Here is a 20,045-nt window from a genome sequence, read left to right as displayed (position 1 = left end):
CACCTTTCTTCTCCGGAGCCCGGACAGCGCCGCGAACGACACGGTCTCGTACAGGACGAATGTAGCGCACCAGCAAGCGAAACGAAACTGTTTCGTTCGTGTTGCGGGTCACTTACGTGTGCGAGAGACGGCCTTTTGCACGAGTTGCCCCGGTCCATCCACCGGAAAAGCATAGGGAGGTGAGCTATCTGCGCCTTCCGCACCTGAGCGGCGACCTGCTGAGCTTCGTGGCCGAGGACGACCTCTGGTTGGCCCCCCTCGAAGGGCCCGGCCGAGCCTGGCGGCTTACCGTCGACCGGACCAAGACGGGCCACCCGCGCTTCTCGCCCGACGGCCGCCATCTCGCGTACACGAGCTGGCGCAGCCTCGTCCCGGAGATCCACCTCGTGCCGGTGGACGGCGGGCCGGGCCGGCAGCTCACCCACTGGGGCTCCGCCGACACCCGGGTCTGCGGCTGGACGCCGGCCCGGGAGGAGGGGGCCGGCACGATCCTCGCCGTCGCCTCCCACGGCGAGCCCTTCTCGTACTTCACCTGGGCCTACAAGGTCCGCACCGACGGCGACCCGGGCCGCAAGCTGCCCTGGGGCCCCGTGTCCGACATCCAGGTCGCCGACCTCGACGGCGAGCGCAGAACCCTCCTGCTCACCGGCACCCCGCCGCACGAGCCCGCCGCCTGGAAGCGCTACCGGGGCGGTGCCATGGGCCGCCTGTGGCTGCACGGCGAGCGGCTGTTGCCCGACCTCGAGGGGCACCTGCACTCCCCCATGTTCGTCGGCGGCCGGATCGCGTTCCTCTCCGACCACGAGGGCGTCGGAAACCTCTACTCGTGCGCCTACGACGGCTCGGAACTGCGCCGTCACACCGACCACGACGCCTTCTACGCCCGGCACGCCGCCAGTGACGGCACCCGGGTGGTGTACCAGTGCGCGGGCGACCTGTGGCTCGTCGACGACCTGGCCGCCGACTCCGTCCCGCGCCGCCTCGACGTGCGGCTGAGCGGCCCGCGCGCGGGCCGGCGTCCGTACCAGGTTCCGGCGGCGCAGCACGTGGACGGCATCTCGGTCGACGAGACGGGCCGCGCGAGCGCCGTCGTCGTCCGCGGCAGCCTGTACTGGCTCACCCACCGGGACGGCCCGGCCCGCACGATCACCGACACGCCCGGTGTCCGGGTCCGGCTCCCGGAGATGCTCGGTTCCGCCGGCCGGGTCGCGTACGTCACGGACGCGGAGGGCGAGGACGCCGTCGAGATCGCCTACCTGCCGCGGGCCACCGGTGACCGGGAACCGGGACGGCTCGCCTCCGGGCGACTGGGCCGGGTCCTGGAGCTGGTCTCCGACCCGCAGGGCGAACGCCTCGCCATCGCCTCCCACGACGGCCGGCTGCTGCTGCTCACCGTGCCCGAGGACACCGACGTCGATACCGACACCCCCACGGACAGCGACACCGGCACCGGTGCCGGCACCGGCACCGGCACCGACGCGAACACGGGTGCCGCCGCCGCGTCGGAGGCCACCGGTGGCGAGGTCACCGAGCTGGTCCGGTCGGTCAACGGGCCCGTGCGGGACCTCGCCTTCTCCCCGGACGGGACATGGCTCACGTGGTCGCACCCGGGGATCGGCAGGTCGCTCCGGCAGATCAAGATGGCCCGCATCGCAGGCACCGGCACCGGCACCGGCACCGGCGAGGAGCACCGGTTGATCGTCGATGTCACCAACGGGCGCTTTGAGGACGAGAACCCGGTGTTCACCCGGGACGGCCGCTATCTGGCGTTCCTGTCCTGGCGGGGCTTCGACCCCGTGTACGACGTGCACACCGGCGACCTGTCCTTCCCGCTCGGCTGCCGCCCCTACCTGGTCCCGCTCTCCTCGGCCACCCCCTCGCCCTTCGCGCTCACCCCGGAGGGCCGCCCCGCCGCGGGGGGTCTGGACCCGGTCGAGGACGACGAGCCCGGCGAGGGCAGCGCGGTGACCGTCGAGGTCGAGGGGCTGGCCAGCCGTGTGACGCCCTTCCCTGTCCCGGCGTCCAAGTACTCGGCGCTGTGTCCCGTCACGGGCGGCGGGCTGGTCTGGCTGCGCTGGCCGATCTCCGGCGCGCTGGGCGAGACGTTCGTGAACCCGGACGACACCAGCGGGCGGCCGACGCTGGAGCACTTCGGCATCAGCAAGGCGAAGAAGTCCGAACTGGTCGAGCACCTGGACTGGTTCGCGGTGAGCGGCGACGGTTCGCGGCTGGTCGTGGTCGACGAGGGCGATCTGCGGGCGGTGCCCGCCACCGAGTCCGGCGACGGCGACACCACGGTCTGGATCGACGTACGCCGCATCCTGCACGAGGCCGACCCGGCCGCCGAGTGGCGCCAGTCGTACGAGGAGGCGGGCCGGCTGATCCGGGCGTACTTCTGGGATCCGGGCATGTGCGGGATCGACTGGGACGCGGTGCTCGCGCAGTACCGGCCGCTCGTCGAACGGGTCGCGTCCCCCGACGAGTTCGCGGACCTGCTGCGCGAGGTGCTGGGCGAACTCGGCACCTCCCACGCGTACGTCGCCGCCGCCCGACGCAACGAGGGGCCGCCGCACTACCAGCGCAGGCAGGGACTGCTCGGCGCCAACCTGGTCCGCCGTGAGGAGGGTTGGGCGGTGCGTCGGATCCTGCCCGGTGAGTCCTCCGACTCCAAGGCCCGCTCACCGCTGGCGGGTACCGGCATCCGCGAGGGGGCGGTCCTCACGCATGTCGACGGCCGCCCGGTGGACCCGGTCACCGGGCCCTACCCTCTGCTGGCGGGCGCGGGCGGCACCACCGTTGAACTGACGTTCCGGCCGGCCGGGGGCGGAGGACGGCCGCGGCGGGTGGCGGTCGTCCCGCTGGTCGACGAGCGGCCGCTGCGCTACCAGGACTGGGTGGCCAAACGCCGGGAAGTCGTACGGGAGTTGAGCGGCGGCCGCTGCGGCTATCTGCACATCCCCGACATGGGCGGCTCGGGCTGGGCCCAGTTCAACCGGGACCTGCGCATGGAGGTGTCGCGGCCCGCGCTGCTGGTGGACGTGCGCGGCAACGCGGGCGGCCACATCAGCGAGCTGGTCGTCGAGAAGCTGACCCGCAGGATCGTGGGCTGGGACCTGACACGCGACGCCCAGCCGGTGTCGTACGCCTCCAACGCCCCCCGGGGGCCGGTGGTCGCGCTGGCGGACGAGGCGACCGCCTCCGACGGCGACATGATCACCGCGGCCTTCAAACTGCTGAAGCTCGGCCCGGTGGTCGGCCAGCGCACCTGGGGCGGCGTGGTCGGCATGACCGGCCGCCACCAGCTCGGCGACGGCACGGTGATCACCGTGCCGATGAACGCGGCCTGGTTCGACGCGTACGGCTGGTCGGTCGAGAACCGCGGGGTGCTGCCCGACCTGGAGATCCTCCGCACGCCCCTGGACTGGGCGGAGGGCCGGCACGCCCAGCTGGACGACGCGGTCCGGCTCGCCCTGGACCTGCTGACGACGAACCCGCCCGCCACGCCGCCGGACTACAGCGACGTGCCCGACCGGTCACGGCCGAAGCTGCCGCCGAGAGGCCGGCAGCCGGGGAACGGGACGTGAAAGGGGTGCCCTTCAGCAGGGCACCCCTTCCGTGCTGCGGAGGACGTCAGGCGTCGAAGTCCTGGCTCATGCGCTCCTCGTCCTCGTGCGCGCGCGGCGTGCGCTCGGGGTCCTCGTCACGCCGGCGGCCGCGCTGCTGAGCCTGCTCCTTGGCCTGCTCGGCCTTCTCCTTGGCCTGACGCTGCCACTGCTCGGACTTGTCCTGGAACTGGTCCTTCATACCCATGTGGGTTCACTCCTGAATGAGGGGTTTCGTGCCCCTTGGTGGGGCCTCGACCAGATTCACACGGTCCGACACAGCGCGCATTTCGATCAGTTACGGTGCGTAGCCCTGGCCTGTTCGTCGGCCTCGCCGCCCGCCCCGACCAGCCCCGACCGCATCCCGTCGAGCCGTGGGGCGAAGCGCCGCATCTCCCGCTGCCCCACCGTCCCGATGAGGCCCGGCAGATAGCCGCGCACACTCTGCATCCCGCGCAGCCACCACTGCCCGTACACGTGGGACGACCGCCGCTCGATCCCGGCGACGATCCGGTCGACCGCCGGACCCAGCGGGTAGGTCTTGTTCGACGGCCACGGCAGCCGCTGCCTCAACTCCCGCATCACGTCGTCCTGATCGGCCCCGCGCACCATGTCCGTGTCGGTCCACGACAGGTAACCGACCCCGACCCGCACGCCCTTGTAGCCGACCTCGGCCCGCAGACTGTGCGCGAACGCCTCCACGCCCGACTTGGACGCGCAGTACGCCGTCATCATCGGCGCCGGGGTGATCGCCGCGAGGGAGGCGATCTGGAGCAGGTAGCCCCGGCTCTCCATCAGCACCGGCAGGAAGGCGCGGGCGGTCATCGCCGAGCCGATCAGGTTGACCTCGACGACCCGCCGCCAGGCCTCCGGGTCGGCGTCGACGAGGGGCCCGCCGGTGGCGACACCGGCGTTGGCGACGACGATGTCGACCTTCCCGAAGCGCTCCTTGACCTCGCGGGCCACCTGCGCCATCGCCTCGTGGTCGGTGACGTCGGCGTACCAGTGGGCGCTGTCGGTGTGCAGCCGTTCGGCGACCTGTTTGAGTGCGTCCGGCTCCAGTCCGACCAGGGCCACCTTGGCGCCGCGTGCGGACAGCTTGCGGGCGAGCAGTTCACCCACGCCCCGCGCGGCCCCGGTGACGACCGCGACCTGCCCTTCCAGACTCACCCTGCTCATGCGTCCTCCTTGGCGTGCCGCACGGGTACGTACGTGGTGACGAGTTCCCGGATCTTCCCGGTGACCAGTTCGGGTGCCTCGACCGGCGTCATGTGGCCGAGCCCGGGCAGTTCGGTGACCCCGAGGCAGTCGGGCAGCGCGGCGGCCAGCGCGCGGGCGTGCACCGGCGGGGTCATCCGGTCGGCGGCGCCCACGAGGACGGCGGTCGGCGCCCGCAACTCCCGTACGTGGTGGTCGAGGTCGAGCAGGTCGAGCACCTGGGACCAGGCGTGGCGCACCCTGCGCGGACAGGCGTGCACGATCCGGGCGCAGGCCTCGACCATGTGCGGGGCCGAACCGGGGCCCATCGTCCCGTACTTGAGGATGCGCAGGGCCAGGGGCGTGACCGGTCCGAGCGGCGCCCGGGATCCGAGGACCCGTTTGGTCAGCCAGGTCCTGAGCCGCCCCGCGCGCATCGGCACGACCAGCGACTCGGCGACCAGTCTCGAACTGCCGGTGCTGCACAGCAGGACGGCCGCCGCGTGTTCCCGGAACGCGGGGCGGGTGGCCACGGCCAGCACCGTCATCCCGCCCATCGAGTGGCCGGCGATCACCGCCTGTTCGCCCGGCGCGAGCGTCGCGGCCAGTACGGCTTCGAGGTCGTCGGCGAGCGCCTCCGTACTGCAGGCGGGGTGGGCCGGGCTGCGTCCGTGGCCGCGCTGGTCGTAGGCGATGACCCGGTGGTCGGTCGCCAGGTCGCGCAGCTGGGCGGCCCAGAAGGCGGTGGAGCAGGTCCAGCCGTGGGCGAGGACGACGGCGGGCGCGCCGTCGGGACCGTGCACCTCGACGTGCAGCCGGGCGCCGTCGGCGGAGACGGCGGTGAGTTCACGGGCGGGCGCGGGCGGGGCGTAGGGCCCTGTGGCCATGTGCGCGAGGCGGCTCACGCGGTCACCTCCGCGGCCGGCGCGGTCCGGGCGGCGGGCGCGCGGAGCACCTCGTACTCCGCGAGGTCCACCCGTCGTGTCGCGCGTCGGAACTCGGTGGTGGTGCCCGGCCAGATGGTGCTGTTGCGGCCGCTGGCGTCCAGGTACCAGCTGGTGCAGCCGCCGGTGTTCCACACGGTGCGCTTCATCCGTTCCTGCACCCGGTGGTTCCAGGCCCGCACGGCGTCAGGCCGGGCGTCGAGTGCGGCGCGGCCGCCGAGGACGTCGAGCTGCCGTACGAAGTCGGCCAGGTAGTTCAACTGGGACTCGATCATCAGGATCATGGACGAGTTCCCGAGGCCGGTGTTGGGCCCGATGACGGTCATCCAGTTGGGGAATCCGGCCGCCGAGGCGCCGCGCAGGGCCTCCATGCCGCCCTTCCACGCCTCGGCGAGGGTCCGCCCGTCGGCGCCCACCACCCGCTCGGCGATCGGCATGTCGGTGACGTGGAAGCCGGTGCCGAAGACGATCGCGTCGACCTCGGCCTCGCTGCCGTCGGCGGCGACGACGGTCGAGCCGCGGACCTCCGCGAGTCCGCTCGCGACCACGTCCACGTTGGGCTGGGCGAGCGCCGGATAGTAGGTGCTGGAGAGCAGGATGCGCTTGCAGCCGATGCGGTAGTCGGGGGTGAGCCTGGCGCGCAGCGCCGGGTCCTTGATGGCGCGGGCCATGTTGCGCTTGGCCAACTGCTCCACCAGGCCGAGCTCGTTGGGATGCTTGGTGAACGCCTGGACCTGCAACTCCCTGAGTCCCCAGAGGAGTCCGCGGCGGGCCCGGGCGGTGACGGGCAGCTGCCGGTGCAGCCAGCGCTCCGGGCCGCTGACGGCGCGGTCGATGCGGGGCATCACCCAGGGCGGGGTGCGCTGGAAGAGGGTCAGCCGGGAGACGTCCGGCTGGATGGCGGGCACGATCTGGATCGCGGAGGCGCCGGTGCCGACCATGGCGACCCGCTTGCCGCGCAGGTCCTGGTCGTGGTCCCAGCGGGCGGAGTGGAAGACCTTGCCGGGGAAGGTGTCCAGGCCCGGTACGGCCGGGATCTTCGGGTCGGACAGCGGACCGGTGGCGGAGACGACGAGGTCGGCGGAGAGGTTTCCGCCGCTCGTCTCGATGTCCCAGCACAGCCGCTCCGCGTTCCAGGTCATCCGCTTCACCTCCGAGTCGAAGCGGATGTGCGGGCGCAGCCCGAAGACGTCCGTGACGTGTTCGAGGTAGGCGCGGATGTGCTCCTGCCCGGAGAAGGTGCGCGGCCAGTCCGGGTTGGGCGCGAAGGAGAACGAGTAGAGGTGGGACGGCACATCGCAGGCGCATCCCGGATAGCTGTTGTCCCGCCAGGTGCCGCCGACGCTGCCGGCCCGTTCCAGGACGACGAAGTCGGTGACGCCCTCGCGGCGCAGCCGCACCGCGGCTCCCAGTCCGCCGAATCCGGACCCGATCACCGCCACCCGTACATGCTCGTGTTCGTTCATCCCGACGTCCTCCACAGACAACGCGACTCCGCCAGTGAACACTGGCGCAATCGGAGAGTAGAGCAGCTCCGTACCGATGGGTAGGGGGCGGGCCCAGGAAAGTTACCCCTGGTACGACATAGGGTGCGGGCGTGGCAGACAAGCGCGAGTACCGCATGGAGGAGCTGGCCGTGGAGGCCGGGATCACGGTGCGCACCCTGCGCTTCTACCGCGAGCGCAAGCTGATCCACCCACCGCGCCGGGAGGGCCGTATCGCCTGGTACGACGACAGCCACCTGGCCCGCCTGCGCACCATCTCCGCCCTGCTGGAACGCGGCCACACCCTCAACGGCATCGCCGAACTGGCGGAGGCCTTCGACCACGGCCGCGACGTCGGCGACCTCCTCGGCCTCGGCGTCCCCACCGAGGAGGAACCGGTCCGCCTCACCCCCGAGGAACTCGCCGCCCGCTTCGAGGGCGAGGTCACCCCCGAGAACCTGGCCGCCGCCCTGGACCTCGGCTACCTGGGCACCGACGGCAAGGAGATCGTCCACATCAGCCGTCGCCTGCTGGACGTCTCCTCGGCCCTGGTCCGCGAGGGCATCCCGCTCGCGGAGGTCCTCGCCGCGGGCGTCCGCGTCCGCGAACACGCCGACGCCCTGGCGGAACTCTTCGCCGACCTCGTTTTGCGCCACGCGGGCGAGGAGGATCTGCCGCGCCTGCGCCCGCTGGCACGGAGCGTGGTGGAGGCGGAACTCTCCCTGGCGCTGGACCGGCGGATGCGGAAGCGGAACTGAGAGGCCGGCGGGATCAGAGGTCGTAGACGACCGTCACCGGCGCGTGGTCCGACCAGCGCTCGTCGTGCGTGGCCGCCCGCTCGACGAAGCCCTTGACCGCCTTGGCGGCGAGGCCGGGGGTGGAGACGTGGAGGTCGATCCTCCACCCTGAGTCGTTGTCGAAGGCCCGCCCCCGGTAGGACCACCAGGTGTACGGCCCCTCCACCTCGGGATGCAGCGCCCGCAGCACGTCGACGTAGCCGCCGTCCGCCGCGTCGAAGACCTGGCTCAGCCAGGCCCGCTCCTCCGGCAGGAAGCCGGAGTTCTTCTGGTTGGCGCGCCAGTTCTTGAGGTCGGCCTGCTGGTGGGCGATGTTCCAGTCGCCGCAGACGACCACCTCACGGCCGTCGGCGGCGGCGCGCACACGGAGCTCCTTCAGGTGGGCGAGGAACTCGGACATGAAGCGGAGCTTCTCGTCCTGCCGGTCGGTGCCGACCTCGCCGGAGGGCAGGTAGAGGGAGGCGACCGTGACGCCTGGCAGGTCGGCCTCCAGGTAGCGGCCGCTGCCGTCGAACTCGGAGGAGCCGAAGCCGGTCCGCACCCGGTCGGGCTCGCGGCGGGAGTAGAGGGAGACACCGGCGCGCCCCTTGGCGGCGGCGGGGGCGTGGGTGACGTGCCAGCCGTCGGGCGCGCGGACCGGCTCGGGCAGCTGGTGCGGCTCGGCGCGCACCTCCTGGAGGCAGAGCACGTCGGCGGAGGTGGCGGTCAGCCACTCCACGAAACCCTTCTTGGCGGCTGCGCGCAGCCCGTTCACATTGGCGGAGGTCACAGTGAGCACCCCGGCACGATACCGGCACACTGGACGGAGTCCCGTTCTGGATTGTATTGACATACGGTAGGTAGCATGAATATTCGTCGCGTCGCGTTCGACCACCCTGACGCCGTCAAGATGAACGATCAGGTCCAGGCCGAGTACCACGTGCTCTACGGCGACGGCGGCGACGCCACCGAGCTCGACCCGGCCGACTTCGACCCGCCGAACGGCGTCTACCTGATCGTGTACGACGAGAGCGGCACGCCCCTCGCCACGGGGGGCTGGCGCGCCCGCGACACCAACCCCGAGGGCAACCTCGACGGGGACGCCGAGCTCAAGCGGATGTACGTCGTCGAGCAGGCCCGCGGTCTGGGGCTGGCCCGCCGCGTCCTGGCCGCGCTGGAGGAGGACGCCCGTACCCGCGGCCGCGTCCGCATGGTCCTGGAGACCGGCACGAAGCAGCCGGCGGCGATCGCGCTGTACGCCTCCAGCGGCTACGAGCCGTGCGACAAGTTCGGCCACTACCGCTTCCACGACGACAGCCGCTGCTTCGCGAAGCGACTGTGAGCCCGCGGCCCGGGTCTCACGCCCGCAGGAAGGCGAGTACCGCGAGGACTCTGCGGTGGGTCTCCTCGGCCGGGGGCAGGTCCAGCTTGGTGAGGATGCCGCCGATGTGCTTGCCGACGGCCGCCTCGGAGACCACCAGTGTCCGGGCGATCGCGCCGTTCGACTTCCCCTCCGCGATCAGCGCGAGCACCTCCCGTTCACGCGGGGTGAGCCGGGCCAGCGGATCGCGGCGCCGGCGCAGCAACTGCCGTACCACCTCGGGGTCGACGACCGTGCCGCCGGCCGCGACCTCGTGCAGCGCGGCGACGAACTCCTCGACCTGGCCGACGCGGTCCTTGAGCAGGTAGCCGACGCCGGTTCCGTCGCCGGAGTCGAGGAGTTCGGCGGCGTACGCCCGCTGCACGTACTGACTGAGGACCAGGACCGGCAGACCGGGCCGTTCCTCGCGCAGCCGCACGGCCGCGTGCAGCCCCTCGTCCTGGAACCCCGGCGGCATGCGTACGTCGGTCACCACGGCGTCCGGCGCGTGGTCGGCGACGGCGGCGAGCAGCGCCTCCGCGTCGCCGACGGCCGCCACGACCTCGTGCCCGAACCGGGTGAGAAGTCCGGCCAGGCCCTCGCGCAGGAGCACGCTGTCCTCGGCGAGAACTAGGCGCAGGGAACGGTCTGTCGGCTCGGCCGGCACGGGATCTCCACACGCAGCAGGGTGGGCCCGCCGGGCGGGCTGGACAGGGTGAGTGTGCCATCGAGGACGGCCACCCGGTCGGCGAGACCGGTCAGTCCGCTGCCGCCGCCGGGGTCCGCCCCGCCGCCCCCGTCGTCACCGATCACCAGGACCAGCCGTCCGCCGTCGTGCACCGCGCCGACCCGGGCGCGGGTCGCCGCGCTGTGCCGGGCCACGTTGGCGAGGGCCTCGCGGACGGCGAAGTACGCGGCACTCTCGACGTGCGGGGGCAGCCGCCCGGGCAGCTTCAGGTCCAGGTCGACGGGGACCGGGCTGCGGTCGGCGGCGTCGGCGACGGCGGCTTCGAGGCCGTAGTCGGTGAGGACCTTGGGGTGGATCCCGTGGATGAGTTCACGCAGTTCCGCCAGGGCCCCGCCGGCCTCGTCGTGGGCCTTGGCGAGCTGGTCGGCGAGCGGTCCGGGCGGGGCGTCGAGGCGGGCCAGCCCGAGGGTCAGGGTGAGGGCGACGAGCCGCTGCTGGGCCCCGTCGTGCAGATCCCGTTCGATGCGCCGCCGCTCCGCCTCGAAGGCGTCCACCAACCGCGCCCGGGACCGGACCAGTTCGGTGACCCGTTCACTGTCCTTCGCGGTGAGCAGGGACCGGGTCAGCTCCCCGCGCAGCCCGGCCACGGCCCCGAGGAGGTACCCGCCGGCCGCCAGGAGCAGCATGCCGGGTACGGCGACCGCGCAGGCCTCCGGCCAGGTGGTGACGGTCCACAGCTTGACGACCTTCGCCTCGCCGTCGACGGCGACCAGCACCGGCGCGGCGACCATGGTGCCCGGCAGGGCGATCACGAGAGCGACGGCGAGCGCGTCCAGGGGCCACAGCAGCAGTGCGAACAGCAGCGCGTACGCCAACTCCCGCCAGGTCAGGGGCTCCCGCAGCCGGGTGGACAGCCACGCCCCGAGGCCCGGCCCGTCCGGCACCCGGTGCTGCCCGGCGGGCACCGGACCCGACCCGACCAGTCGCAGTCGCCGTCGCTCCACGGCGGCCACCGGAATTCCGGTCAGCGCGGTGAGCACCAGCAGCGGCAGACCGATCAGTCCCACGGCGAGCACGCCGCCGACCAAGAATCCGCTCACCAGCACCACGAGGACGACCGCCCCGAGCAGCGCCCCGCTCGCCAGGAAGGCGACCGCGCGCCACGGCCAGCCCGATCCCAGGTACCCCCGCGCGCCCAGCGCCGCCCACATACTCCGTGCCTGCATGGAGATCACCGTAGGAGCCGGGGCGGGGTGCGTGCCATCGGTGTGACCGGAGGCTTCGGGGTATGCCTGGCCCTACCCCGAGTCTCGTCCCTGCCGCACTGCTTTCGGCCCCGGTCGCGGGGTTTCGTGGAGCCGACGGAACGGCAGCGGACGGTTGGGGGCGCGGAGCGGGATGGCTGAGATCGACGTACACGACGGGACCGGAGAGCCGGGAGTGCGGGGAGGGGGCGTGCGCGCCGACGCGCTCACGCTGCGCTCGGTGAGCAGGTGGTACAGGTCGGGCGGCGGCCGGGTGACCGCTCTCGACGAGGTGTCACTCGCCTTCGCCCCGGGTACCTTCACCGCCGTCATGGGACCGTCCGGTTCGGGCAAGTCGACCCTGTTGCAGTGCGCGGCCGGCCTGGACCGTCCGGACGCGGGCTCCGTCCGGCTCGGGGACACCGAGCTGACGAGGCTGGGCGAGCGACGGCTGACGCTGCTGCGACGCGAGCGGATCGGCTTCGTGTTCCAGGCGTACAACCTGCTGCCGTCGCTGACCGCCGCGCAGAACGTGGCCCTGCCGCTGCGCCTGGCCGGCCGGCGGCCCCCAAAGGCGCGGGTCCGCGAGGTGCTGCGCCGGGTCGGCCTCGACGGCCGGGCCGGCCACCGTCCTTCCCGGCTGTCCGGTGGTCAGCAACAGCGGGTCGCCCTGGCCCGTGCGCTGATCACCCGCCCCGAGGTGCTGTTCGGGGACGAGCCGACCGGTGCGCTCGACTCACGGACGGGGCGCGAGGTGCTGACCCTGCTGCGGGACATGGCCGACTCGGAAGGCCGTACGGTCGTGATGGTCACGCACGACCCGGTGGCCGCGTCGTACGCCGACCGTGTGGTCTTCCTCGTCGACGGCCGGGTGCACGGGGAGTTGGCGGGGGCGTCGGCCGGCGAGATCGCCGAGCGGACGGCGAGGTGGGAGACGGACGGGGCACCCCGTCCGACCGCCGCGACGGCTGCCGCGCGGACCGCGGGTGCGGGCCCCGCCTCGCCGGAGGCCGTCTCGTGCTGAGCATCGCCCTGCGCGGCCTGCGCTCCCGCTGGATCACCTTCGTCGGCAGTTTCCTCGCGCTCTCACTGGGCGTCGCGATGATCGCCGTCATGGGGCTGGCCCTCGCCTCCTCGCTCGACGCCCCCGCACGCGGGCCGGAGCGGTTCGCCGCGGCCCCGGTCGTCGTGCGGGGCCAGGACACCCTGCGCGTGCCGACCCCCAACGGCGTGCGCACCCGAAGGCTGGCCCGCCCGCACGTCGTACCGGCGCACGTCGTCGCCGCGCTGCGACGCCTCGGCAAGGTCACCCAGGACCGCTCCTTCACGGTGCGGGCCGAGGGCGGGCCGCGCGACCTGGCGGGCCACCCCTGGCCGACGGCCGCGTTCGCCCCGTACGAGCTGAGCGCGGGGCGGGCACCCCGGGCGGCCGACGAGGTGGCGGCCACCGGCGGCTGGACGGCCGTCGGCCGTCGGGTGCGGACCGACTCCGGCACCGTGCGGGTGGTCGGAACACTGCGCGGACCCGACGTCGAGGACGCCCTCTTCTACACCGACACCCGTGCCTCCCGACTGGCGCCCCGCAGCACGCAGTTGGTGGTGGACGCGGAAGCCTCGGCCGTACGAAAGGTGGTGGGCGGCCGGGCCGAGATCCTCACCGGCGGCGAACGGCGACTCGCGGACGCCGATCCCGACCGCGACGCCGAGGCGCTCACCGCCCTGAACGCCCTGTTCGGCACGGCGGGCGGAGTCACCGGGTTCGTGTCGGTGTTCGTGGTGGCGTCCACCTTCGCCTTCACGGTTGCCCAGCGGCGCCGGGAGTTCGGACTCCTGCGCGTCGCGGGCGCCACCCCGGGACAGGTCCGCCGGACCGTCCTCGCGGAGGCACTGCTCGTCGGCGTCCTCGCCTCGGCGGCGGGCTGCGCACTCGGCGGGTACGCCGCCCCGCACCTCGCCGAGCGGGTCGTCGACGGGGGTCTCGCACCGGCCTGGTTCTCGGTCGGCGACCACGTCTGGCCGTACCAACTGGCTTTCTGGACCGGCCTGTCGGTCGCCCTGACCGGAGCTGCGGCCGCGTCCTGGCGGGCCGGCCGGACCGGGCCCGCCGAGGCGCTGCGCGAGGCGTCCGTGGACAGCGGGACGCTGACGCGGGGGCGCCTGCTGTGCGGCGCGGCCCTGCTCGGGACCGCGGTCGTCACCCTCGCGCTGACGCTGCTGACCGAGCCGGGCGATCTCCTGCACCGCAAGACGTACGTCAGCCGCCCGATGCTGCTGATCACCGCGACCGCCCTGCTCTCCCCCGCCCTGGTGCGCCCGCTGACCCGGCTGATCACCTGGCTGCCGGCCAGGCTGCCGGGCGCGGCCGGGACGCTGGTCCGCGAGAACGCCGCCGCCGGCGTCCGCCGCACCGCCGCCGTGGCGGCCCCCGTCCTCGTCACGGTCGCCCTGACGGGCTCGTTCCTCGGCGCCACCGCCACCCTGAGCGGAGCGAAGGCCGCGGAGGCACGCCGGCAGACGGCGGCCGACCTCGTGGTGACCCCGGCCGCCGGCTCGGGCGGCTTCGACGCGGCGACCGTGCGACGCCTTCGCGCCGTGCCCGGCGCCGACGTCTCCGCGAGCGCGACGAGCGCGGTGTACGTCCTGGAGGACGGCGTGGCCCTCCTCAGGTCCGAGGCCCGGGCGGTCGATCCCCGGTCGCTCGCCGCCACCGCACGGCTGCCGGTGACGGCCGGCCGGGTCGCGGGCCTGGACGACGACTCGATCGTCGTCAACGAGGAGTGGGCCGCTCACCGCGTCGGCCGGCGGGTGACGGTGTGGCTGGGCGACGGCACCCGGAGGTCCCTGCGGATCGCCGCGGTGCTGTCCACCGGCACCGGGGACAACGGCGTGTACGTCACGTCGGCCAACGCGAAGGGTGCGCCCGTCGATCGCGTGGACGTGCGGGCGAGGACGGCGGAGGGAGCGGACGCGGTGGCGGCGGAGGTACGGAAGGCGCTGCCGGCACCGGGGCAACCGGGGGCGTCGGCCCGGGTGTTCACACGGGAGGAATGGATCGGGGCGACGACTCCCCGGGCCGACTCCACGAGCCGCCTCGGTCTCCTCCTCGTCCTCGGCATCGCCCTCCTCTACACCGGCATCTCCCTCGCCAACACCCTGGTCATGGCGACCACCGGCCGCACGCGGGAACTCGGCGCGCTGCGACTGGCCGGGGCGACGAGCGGGCAGGTGCTGCGCCTGGTCGCGGCGGAGGCGTTGACGGTGGTGACGGTCGGCACGGCACTGGGCGTCCTGGTCGCCGCCCTCGATCTGCTCGGCCTGTGGGGCGCGCTGAACCTGCTCGACGTACGGACGGCGATACGGATGCCGTGGTCGGCGGTGTTCGCGGCAGCGGGGGCGTGCGCGATCGTGGCGGTGAGCTCGGGGGTGGCCGCGGCGGGGATGACGCTGCGGCGATGGAGCGGGGGGCGCGGGGGCTCGTAGGGCGGACGCTCGTGGGCGGCGCCGACGCGACCAGCGCCTTCGCCCGCCTGTTCCTGCTCCCGGGCGTCGCCCACTGCGGCGGCGGCCAGGGCCCCGGCACCTTCGACGCGCTGACCGCGATGGTCTCCTGGGTGACCGAGGGCAAGGCCCCGGGCAGCCTCCTCACCAAGTCGGTCGACACCGGCGGCACCACCACAGCAGCACGCCCGGTCTACCCGTTCCCGTACGTCGCCGAGAACACCACCGGCTGCCCGGCCGGCGACCCCGGCAGCTACACCCCCGTCCGGTCCACCGCCGAGGCGAACCTGACCCTGGACCGGCTCGGTTCCTTCCGCTCCGGCTACGAGACCGTCGGCAACTGGGTCCACGGCACGTGGGTGGTGAGCAAGGGCAAGGCATAACCCAGACATGGCAGAAGGCCCGTCCCCCCTTACGGGGAACGGGCCTTCATGCTGCGTGGACCTGAGGGGATTCGAACCCCTGGCCCCCTCGATGCGAACGAGGTGCGCTACCGGACTGCGCCACAGGCCCTTGCAACGAGAGAAACTCTAGCATCCCGGTCCTGATGCTCGGAAATCCGTTCCTGGCTGGTCATGACCACGACCCGGACCGCCCCTCGGGTGCCTATTCGTTGGCGGCGCGAGGCCGCTCGCCGTCCTCGTACTGATCAAAAAGCGGCGTTCGCCCCCGCTCCCGGGCACGACGGGCGGACGCGGCGCGACGGGCGTCGCTCCGCTCGTCCGGCGCCGTTCTGTCCTCGTCGCCGGGCGAGGAATCCTCCGCCGCGCCGTCCCGCGCACCGGACTCCGCCTCGTGCTCCGGCGGCACCGAACTGGACCGCGCCGAGCTCCACGCGTCCGGCGCGCCCAGATCGACATCGGCGGTGGCCCGCGGGGCGACCGGCGCGGTCACGTACGTCGGCAGGGGCACCGGAACCGGCTCCCAGCTGTCGCCGTGGCCGGGCCGCCGCTGCCGCTCACGCTGCTGGTCGACCCACTCCGCGTGGTCGGTCTGCTCGACGAGCGCCCGCCGGTCCGCGGCGAGCGCCGACATCCCTGGATCCGCCTCGGCCGCGGGCCCGTCGTCCGGCTCGGCCGACTCGGCGCCGGTGTCCATGGCGGCGCGTCGGCGCGGCTGACGCGCGCGCTCCCGCAGCCGCTGCGCGGCGACCTCGGCCTGGCGCCGGTCCATCTGGTAGGCGAAGCGGCGGTGTTCCTGCGAGCGCAGGTAGGCGATGTATCCGCTGAGCAGCACGGCGGGCACGCCGGGCGCCCAGAGGAACGCGAGCCCTCCGACCGCGGCGACGATCGCGCCGAGCGTGAACGCGATGAAGAGCATCACCGTGGTGCGCCGACGGCGCGCGAGCACCTTCGAGCGCCGGGCGCGCGCGGCGGCTGCTTCCGCGCTGGCGTCCGAAGCGGCGCGCCGTGCGGCCGGCACGCGCTTGCGGGCCCGCGCGGCATCCGCCGCGGACGCGGCCGCCGGTGCGCGCACGGGTTCCCGGACGGCGTCGCGCGCCGGTTCCCGGACCGCTTCCCGAGCCTGCTCCCGTACCGGTTCCCGGACCTGTTCCCGTACCTGCTCGCGCGCCGGTTCCCGGGCCGGTTCCGTCCGCCCCGCGGCCTTCGGCTGCGCCGCGGCCTGGGCCTGCGGGCGGACCGGAGGCATGGCGAAGGCCCGGACGTCCACCGAATCGGTGGCCGGTCCCGGCTCGACGGCGCTGGGCTCCCCCTCCTCGGTGGAGCGCGCCCGCAGGTCCTTGGCGTATCGGCGCTCCATCCCCGCCCGGCCGGACAACAACCGGATGGCTGTGCTGAAGCGTTCCGTCGGACGGGCCTCGTTCAGCTCGTCCTGCCTACGGAGCCACATCGGCACCAAGTAGGCGGCCCAGGCCCCGACAATGACTGCGTAGATGAGGCCGCTGCTGCTCACGTCTCACACGGTAGAGGGATTTGCGTGAGGCCATCCGCCAATTGGGCCGGTGTGTCGCACGATCTGGCTGATATTTCGAGCTTTTTTTGTGACCGATGCGATCAACAGGCCGCCGAGGACGCGAATTCAATGCCCCTAGACGGTCATCCGCCGATCATTTTCGAACACTTATTCAATTTCCCGGGCGGGACGTATCGTGCGGTGTGTTCCTGGAGCGTGCCCGCTGCCAGCGCCTCAGCAAGCCGTCCGGCACCTCCTCCGCGGTGAGCGCGAACACGAGATGGTCCCGCCAGGCGCCGTCGATGTGGAGATAACGGGGCCTGAGCCCCTCCTCACGGAATCCGAGTTTCTCCACGACCCGCCGGCTGGGCGTGTTCTCCGGACGAATGCAGACCTCGATGCGGTGCAGACCGACGGTCCGGAAACAGTGGTCGACGACGAGCGCCACCGCCGTCGGCATCACACCACGGCCGGCCACCGACTGGTCCACCCAGTAGCCGACGTGTCCCGAGCACATCGAGCCCCAGGTGATGCCGGCGACCGTCAACTGCCCGACCAGCCGACCCTGGTACTCGATGACGAACGGCAGCATCCGCCCCGCGTTCGCCTCCGCCCGCAGGTGCCTGACCATCTGGCGATACGTCGGCCGGTGCGCGATGGGCCCGCTGGGCGTGGGCGGCGGAATGGTCGCCTCCCAGGGACGCAGCCAGTCCCTGTTGCGCCGGTTGACCTCGCGCCACGCCCGCTGGTCGCGCACCTTTATCGGCCGGAGGACGACATCGCCGTCCGCCAGCACGACGGGCCAGGATGGGCTGTTCAGCTCGCACCCCCGGGGCCGGCGCCGGGTCTGGGGTGGTCCCCACCGCGGAGCTGGTCGACGGCGTGCACCAGCAGGGGCTCCAGGACGGCGAGTCCGTCCTTCACCCCGCCGGAAGAACCGGGCAGGTTGACGATCAGCGTCCGCCCGGCCACTCCGGCGAGGCCGCGGGAGAGCGCCGCGGTCGGCACCTTCTCCCGTCCGAACGCCCTGATGGCCTCCGCGATGCCCGGGACCTCGTGGTCGATCACCTCGCGGGTCGCCTCGGGAGTGCGGTCGGTGGGCGAGATACCGGTGCCGCCGGTGGTGAGCACGACGTCGTAACCCGCCTCGACGCCGGCCCGCAGGGCGGCCGCCACGGGGTCGCCGTCCGGGACGACCCGCGGTCCGTCGACCTCGAACCCGAGAGCTTCGAGGCCCGCGGCGACCAGCGGCCCGCCCTTGTCCTCGTACACCCCGGCGGCGGCCCGGTTGGAGGCGGTCACGACGAGCGCGCGGTAGGGCCCGGCGCTCATGTCCGGCTCCAGTCGCCCGACTTGCCGCCCGTCTTCTCCTCCACCCGGACGTCCGTGATGACCGCTCCCTTGTCGACCGCCTTGACCATGTCGATCACCGTGAGCGCGGCGACGGAGACCGCGGTGAGGGCCTCCATCTCGACACCCGTGCGGTCCGTCGTCCGCACCGTGGCGAGGATCTCCACGGCGTCGTCCGCGACCGCCAGATCCAGTTTCACACCCGACACCGACAAGGGGTGGCACAGCGGGATCAGGTCCGGCGTGCGCTTGGCACCCATGATGCCCGCGATCCGCGCGGTGGCCAGGGCGTCACCCTTGGGAACGCCTTCGCCGCGCAGCAGCTCGACGACGCGGGGGGATACCAGGACGCGTCCGCTGGCGCGGGCGGTGCGCGCCGTCACGTCCTTCCCGGACACGTCGACCATCCGGGCGGCGCCCGCCTCGTCGATGTGTGTCAGTCGGTCCTGCACTGAAGGTCCGGGGGTCTCCCCCCGGGAAGGCACAGTCATGGTGTGTGGCGCTCCCGGTCCGGGCCCGCCGCGGTGCGGCGCGCGGGCCTGTTGTGCGCGACACGGTACCGCCAACCCGCGGGGTTCAGCGGAGGAGGTCCCCGGTGACCTCCCGCGCCCCGGGCCGTGGGGGCCCGCGCGCGGGGCGCGCCTGGGAGCCCCGCGCCCGGCTCAGCCGAGCAGGACCACCTCGACCTCGGTGCCGGGCTCGACGGTCTCGATGTCCTCGGGGACGACGATCAGCGCGTCAGCGTGCGCGAGGGCCGCGACCAGGTGGGAGCCGGCACCGCCGACCGGGGTCACCGCCCCGTCCCTGTGCGTGCCGCGCAGGAACTGCCTGCGCCCCTTCGGCGAGGTCAGCGCCTTGTCCGCGGTCAGGGTGGCCCTGACCGTCGGCCGATGGACGTCGTCGAGCCCCATGAGGGTGCGGATGGCGGGGCGCACGAACAGCTCGAAGGAGACGTACGACGACACCGGGTTGCCGGGGAGCGCGAGCAGCGGTGTGTGGTCGGGGCCGATGGTGCCGAAGCCCTGGGGCTTGCCGGGCTGCATGGCGAGCTTGCGGAAGTCGATGCCGCTGCCCGCCTCGTCCTCGTCGCCGGCGTACGACAGCGCCTCCTTGACGACGTCGTACGCGCCCACGCTCACGCCACCTGTGGTGACCACGAGGTCGGCCCGGACGAGCTGGTCGTCGATGGTGGACCGGAGCGTCTCGGCGTCGTCGGCGACGGCGCCCACGCGGTAGGCGATGGCGCCGGCGTCGCCGGCGGCCGCGGTGAGGGCGAAGCTGTTGGAGTCGTAGATCTGGCCGCTGCCGAGTTCCTCGCCGGGCGGGACGAGTTCGCTGCCGGTGGACATGACGACCACGCGCGGACGCGGGCGCACGCGCACGGTGCCGCGGCCGATCGCGGCGAGCAGGCCGATCTGCGGCGGGCCGAGGACGGTGCCCGACTCCAGGGCGCGGTCTCCGGCCTTCACGTCACTGCCCTGCGCGCGCACGTGCGCGCGTGCCTCGGCCGGCCGGTACACGTGCACGTGTCCGACGGCGCCCTCGGGTGCCAGGCTGCGGGCCCGCATCCCGGTGACCGGGCCCTCGCCGAGGCCCCCGTCGGTCCACTCCACGGGCACGACGGCCTCGGCGCCGGGCGGCAGCGGTGCGCCGGTCATGATGCGGGCGCTCTGGCCGGGACCCACATGGAGCAGCTGCGAGTCGCCGGCCGCCACGTCCCCGACGACCTCGAGAACGGCGGGGAACTCCTCGCTCGCGCCCGCGACATCCGCGACCCGCACCGCGTACCCGTCCATCGAGCTGTTGTCGAACGGCGGCAGGGACACCGGCACGGTGACGTCCTCCACCAGGACACAGCCCTGGGCGTCGAGGAGTTGCAGCTCGATGGGGTCGAGGGGGCGGACGGTCGCGAGGATGTCCTGCAGGTGTTCGTCCACCGACCAGAGGTGGCCTTGTCCGGTGGTGCGGGGCGCGGCGCTGCTCAACGT

General features: G+C 73.3%; 18 protein-coding genes and 1 tRNA gene. 6 read left to right on the top strand and 13 right to left on the bottom strand.

Annotated elements, in window-relative coordinates; genetic code table 11:
• Positions 1 to 179: 179 nt before the first annotated feature.
• Positions 180 to 3,584 carry a S41 family peptidase gene (locus tag OG985_RS26510; protein ID WP_371670835.1) on the top strand — a complete coding sequence of 1,135 codons (3,405 nt, stop codon included), beginning with the start codon at positions 180 to 182 and terminating at the stop codon, positions 3,582 to 3,584.
• 46 nt (positions 3,585 to 3,630) lie between these two features.
• Here the strand turns inward: OG985_RS26510 and OG985_RS26505 are convergent, their stop codons facing one another.
• The 4 genes from OG985_RS26505 to OG985_RS26490 form a co-directional block, all read right to left on the bottom strand.
• On the bottom strand, positions 3,631 to 3,810 hold the full coding sequence (locus OG985_RS26505) for a hypothetical protein (protein WP_371670834.1): 180 nt from the start codon (positions 3,808 to 3,810) through the stop codon (positions 3,631 to 3,633).
• An 86-nt stretch (positions 3,811 to 3,896) separates the two neighbouring features.
• Complete coding sequence (locus OG985_RS26500) at positions 3,897 to 4,781, bottom strand: SDR family oxidoreductase (RefSeq protein WP_371670833.1); 885 nt, start codon at positions 4,779 to 4,781, stop codon at positions 3,897 to 3,899.
• Positions 4,778 to 5,704, bottom strand: coding sequence for an alpha/beta fold hydrolase (locus OG985_RS26495; RefSeq protein ID WP_371670832.1), 927 nt, complete (start codon positions 5,702 to 5,704; stop codon positions 4,778 to 4,780). The genes OG985_RS26500 and OG985_RS26495 overlap by 4 nt, the downstream gene beginning before the upstream one ends.
• The gene (locus tag OG985_RS26490; RefSeq protein ID WP_371670831.1) at positions 5,701 to 7,209 is read right to left on the bottom strand and encodes a flavin-containing monooxygenase; all 1,509 of its coding nucleotides are present in this window, start codon (positions 7,207 to 7,209) and stop codon (positions 5,701 to 5,703) included. The genes OG985_RS26495 and OG985_RS26490 overlap by 4 nt, the downstream gene beginning before the upstream one ends.
• A 131-nt stretch (positions 7,210 to 7,340) precedes the next feature.
• Here OG985_RS26490 and OG985_RS26485 point away from each other — a divergent pair, with 131 nt between their 5' ends.
• Positions 7,341 to 7,985 carry a MerR family transcriptional regulator gene (locus tag OG985_RS26485; protein WP_371670830.1) on the top strand — a complete coding sequence of 215 codons (645 nt, stop codon included), beginning with the start codon at positions 7,341 to 7,343 and terminating at the stop codon, positions 7,983 to 7,985.
• A 13-nt stretch (positions 7,986 to 7,998) separates the two neighbouring features.
• On the opposite strand, the gene OG985_RS26480 is transcribed toward OG985_RS26485, so the two are convergent.
• Positions 7,999 to 8,802 (bottom strand): exodeoxyribonuclease III, encoded by an 804-nt coding sequence (locus OG985_RS26480; protein ID WP_371670829.1) that lies wholly within the window; start codon positions 8,800 to 8,802, stop codon positions 7,999 to 8,001.
• A 66-nt stretch (positions 8,803 to 8,868) separates the two neighbouring features.
• Between OG985_RS26480 and OG985_RS26475 the strand changes: the two genes are divergently transcribed.
• Positions 8,869 to 9,345: a GNAT family N-acetyltransferase gene (locus OG985_RS26475; RefSeq protein WP_371670828.1), complete on the top strand. Its 477-nt coding sequence runs from the start codon at positions 8,869 to 8,871 to the stop codon at positions 9,343 to 9,345.
• A gap of 16 nt (positions 9,346 to 9,361) precedes the next feature.
• On the opposite strand, the gene OG985_RS26470 is transcribed toward OG985_RS26475, so the two are convergent.
• Positions 9,362 to 10,030 (bottom strand): response regulator, encoded by a 669-nt coding sequence (locus tag OG985_RS26470; RefSeq protein ID WP_371670827.1) that lies wholly within the window; start codon positions 10,028 to 10,030, stop codon positions 9,362 to 9,364.
• A complete protein-coding gene (locus OG985_RS26465; protein ID WP_371670826.1) occupies positions 9,994 to 11,277 on the bottom strand; it encodes a sensor histidine kinase in 1,284 nt (427 codons plus the stop codon). Before OG985_RS26465 ends, OG985_RS26470 begins: the two co-directional genes overlap by 37 nt.
• Positions 11,278 to 11,449: 172 nt before the next feature.
• Here OG985_RS26465 and OG985_RS26460 point away from each other — a divergent pair, with 172 nt between their 5' ends.
• The 3 genes from OG985_RS26460 to OG985_RS26450 are packed head-to-tail and all read left to right on the top strand — an operon-like array spanning position 11,450 to position 15,176.
• A complete protein-coding gene (locus OG985_RS26460) occupies positions 11,450 to 12,319 on the top strand; it encodes an ABC transporter ATP-binding protein (RefSeq protein ID WP_371670825.1) in 870 nt (289 codons plus the stop codon).
• Entirely contained in the window at positions 12,313 to 14,775 is a 2,463-nt protein-coding gene (locus tag OG985_RS26455; RefSeq protein ID WP_371670824.1) for an ABC transporter permease, read from the top strand. Before OG985_RS26460 ends, OG985_RS26455 begins: the two co-directional genes overlap by 7 nt.
• Positions 14,748 to 15,176, top strand: a complete 429-nt coding sequence (locus OG985_RS26450) for a tannase/feruloyl esterase family alpha/beta hydrolase (RefSeq protein ID WP_371670823.1) — start codon at positions 14,748 to 14,750, stop codon at positions 15,174 to 15,176. Before OG985_RS26455 ends, OG985_RS26450 begins: the two co-directional genes overlap by 28 nt.
• A 56-nt stretch (positions 15,177 to 15,232) precedes the next feature.
• Here OG985_RS26450 and OG985_RS26445 read toward each other — a convergent pair.
• The 6 genes from OG985_RS26445 to glp form a co-directional block, all read right to left on the bottom strand.
• Positions 15,233 to 15,306 (bottom strand) — tRNA-Ala (locus OG985_RS26445).
• Between the two features lie 93 nt (positions 15,307 to 15,399).
• Entirely contained in the window at positions 15,400 to 16,707 is a 1,308-nt protein-coding gene (glpR, locus tag OG985_RS26440; protein WP_371670822.1) for a gephyrin-like molybdotransferase receptor GlpR, read from the bottom strand.
• 172 nt (positions 16,708 to 16,879) lie between these two features.
• Positions 16,880 to 17,503, bottom strand: coding sequence for a GNAT family N-acetyltransferase (locus OG985_RS26435; RefSeq protein WP_371670821.1), 624 nt, complete (start codon positions 17,501 to 17,503; stop codon positions 16,880 to 16,882).
• Positions 17,504 to 17,523: 20 nt separating this feature from the next.
• Positions 17,524 to 18,039, bottom strand: coding sequence for a molybdenum cofactor biosynthesis protein B (locus OG985_RS26430; RefSeq protein ID WP_371670820.1), 516 nt, complete (start codon positions 18,037 to 18,039; stop codon positions 17,524 to 17,526).
• On the bottom strand, positions 18,036 to 18,548 hold the full coding sequence (moaC, locus tag OG985_RS26425; protein ID WP_371670819.1) for a cyclic pyranopterin monophosphate synthase MoaC: 513 nt from the start codon (positions 18,546 to 18,548) through the stop codon (positions 18,036 to 18,038). Before moaC ends, OG985_RS26430 begins: the two co-directional genes overlap by 4 nt.
• 171 nt (positions 18,549 to 18,719) lie before the next feature.
• Entirely contained in the window at positions 18,720 to 20,042 is a 1,323-nt protein-coding gene (gene glp / locus OG985_RS26420) for a gephyrin-like molybdotransferase Glp (protein WP_371670818.1), read from the bottom strand.
• Positions 20,043 to 20,045 lie beyond the last annotated feature (3 nt).

Source organism: Streptomyces sp. NBC_00289, from assembly GCF_041435115.1.
In the GTDB taxonomy this organism is placed as follows: domain Bacteria; phylum Actinomycetota; class Actinomycetes; order Streptomycetales; family Streptomycetaceae; genus Streptomyces.
This window is presented reverse-complemented; position numbering and strand designations above follow the sequence as displayed.

Excerpts from the sequence above, each read along its gene's own strand:
- OG985_RS26430 (WP_371670820.1), bottom strand. The coding sequence starts at position 18,039 with ATGAGCGCCGGGCCCTACCGCGCGCTCGTCGTGACCGCCTCCAACCGG.
- OG985_RS26450 (WP_371670823.1), top strand. The coding sequence starts at position 14,748 with ATGGAGCGGGGGGCGCGGGGGCTCGTAGGGCGGACGCTCGTGGGCGGC.
- OG985_RS26500 (WP_371670833.1), bottom strand. The coding sequence starts at position 4,781 with ATGAGCAGGGTGAGTCTGGAAGGGCAGGTCGCGGTCGTCACCGGGGCC.
- OG985_RS26505 (WP_371670834.1), bottom strand. The coding sequence starts at position 3,810 with ATGGGTATGAAGGACCAGTTCCAGGACAAGTCCGAGCAGTGGCAGCGT.
- OG985_RS26465 (WP_371670826.1), bottom strand. The coding sequence starts at position 11,277 with ATGCAGGCACGGAGTATGTGGGCGGCGCTGGGCGCGCGGGGGTACCTG.
- OG985_RS26460 (WP_371670825.1), top strand. The coding sequence starts at position 11,450 with ATGGCTGAGATCGACGTACACGACGGGACCGGAGAGCCGGGAGTGCGG.
- OG985_RS26490 (WP_371670831.1), bottom strand. The coding sequence starts at position 7,209 with ATGAACGAACACGAGCATGTACGGGTGGCGGTGATCGGGTCCGGATTC.
- OG985_RS26475 (WP_371670828.1), top strand. The coding sequence starts at position 8,869 with ATGAATATTCGTCGCGTCGCGTTCGACCACCCTGACGCCGTCAAGATG.
- moaC (WP_371670819.1), bottom strand. The coding sequence starts at position 18,548 with ATGACTGTGCCTTCCCGGGGGGAGACCCCCGGACCTTCAGTGCAGGAC.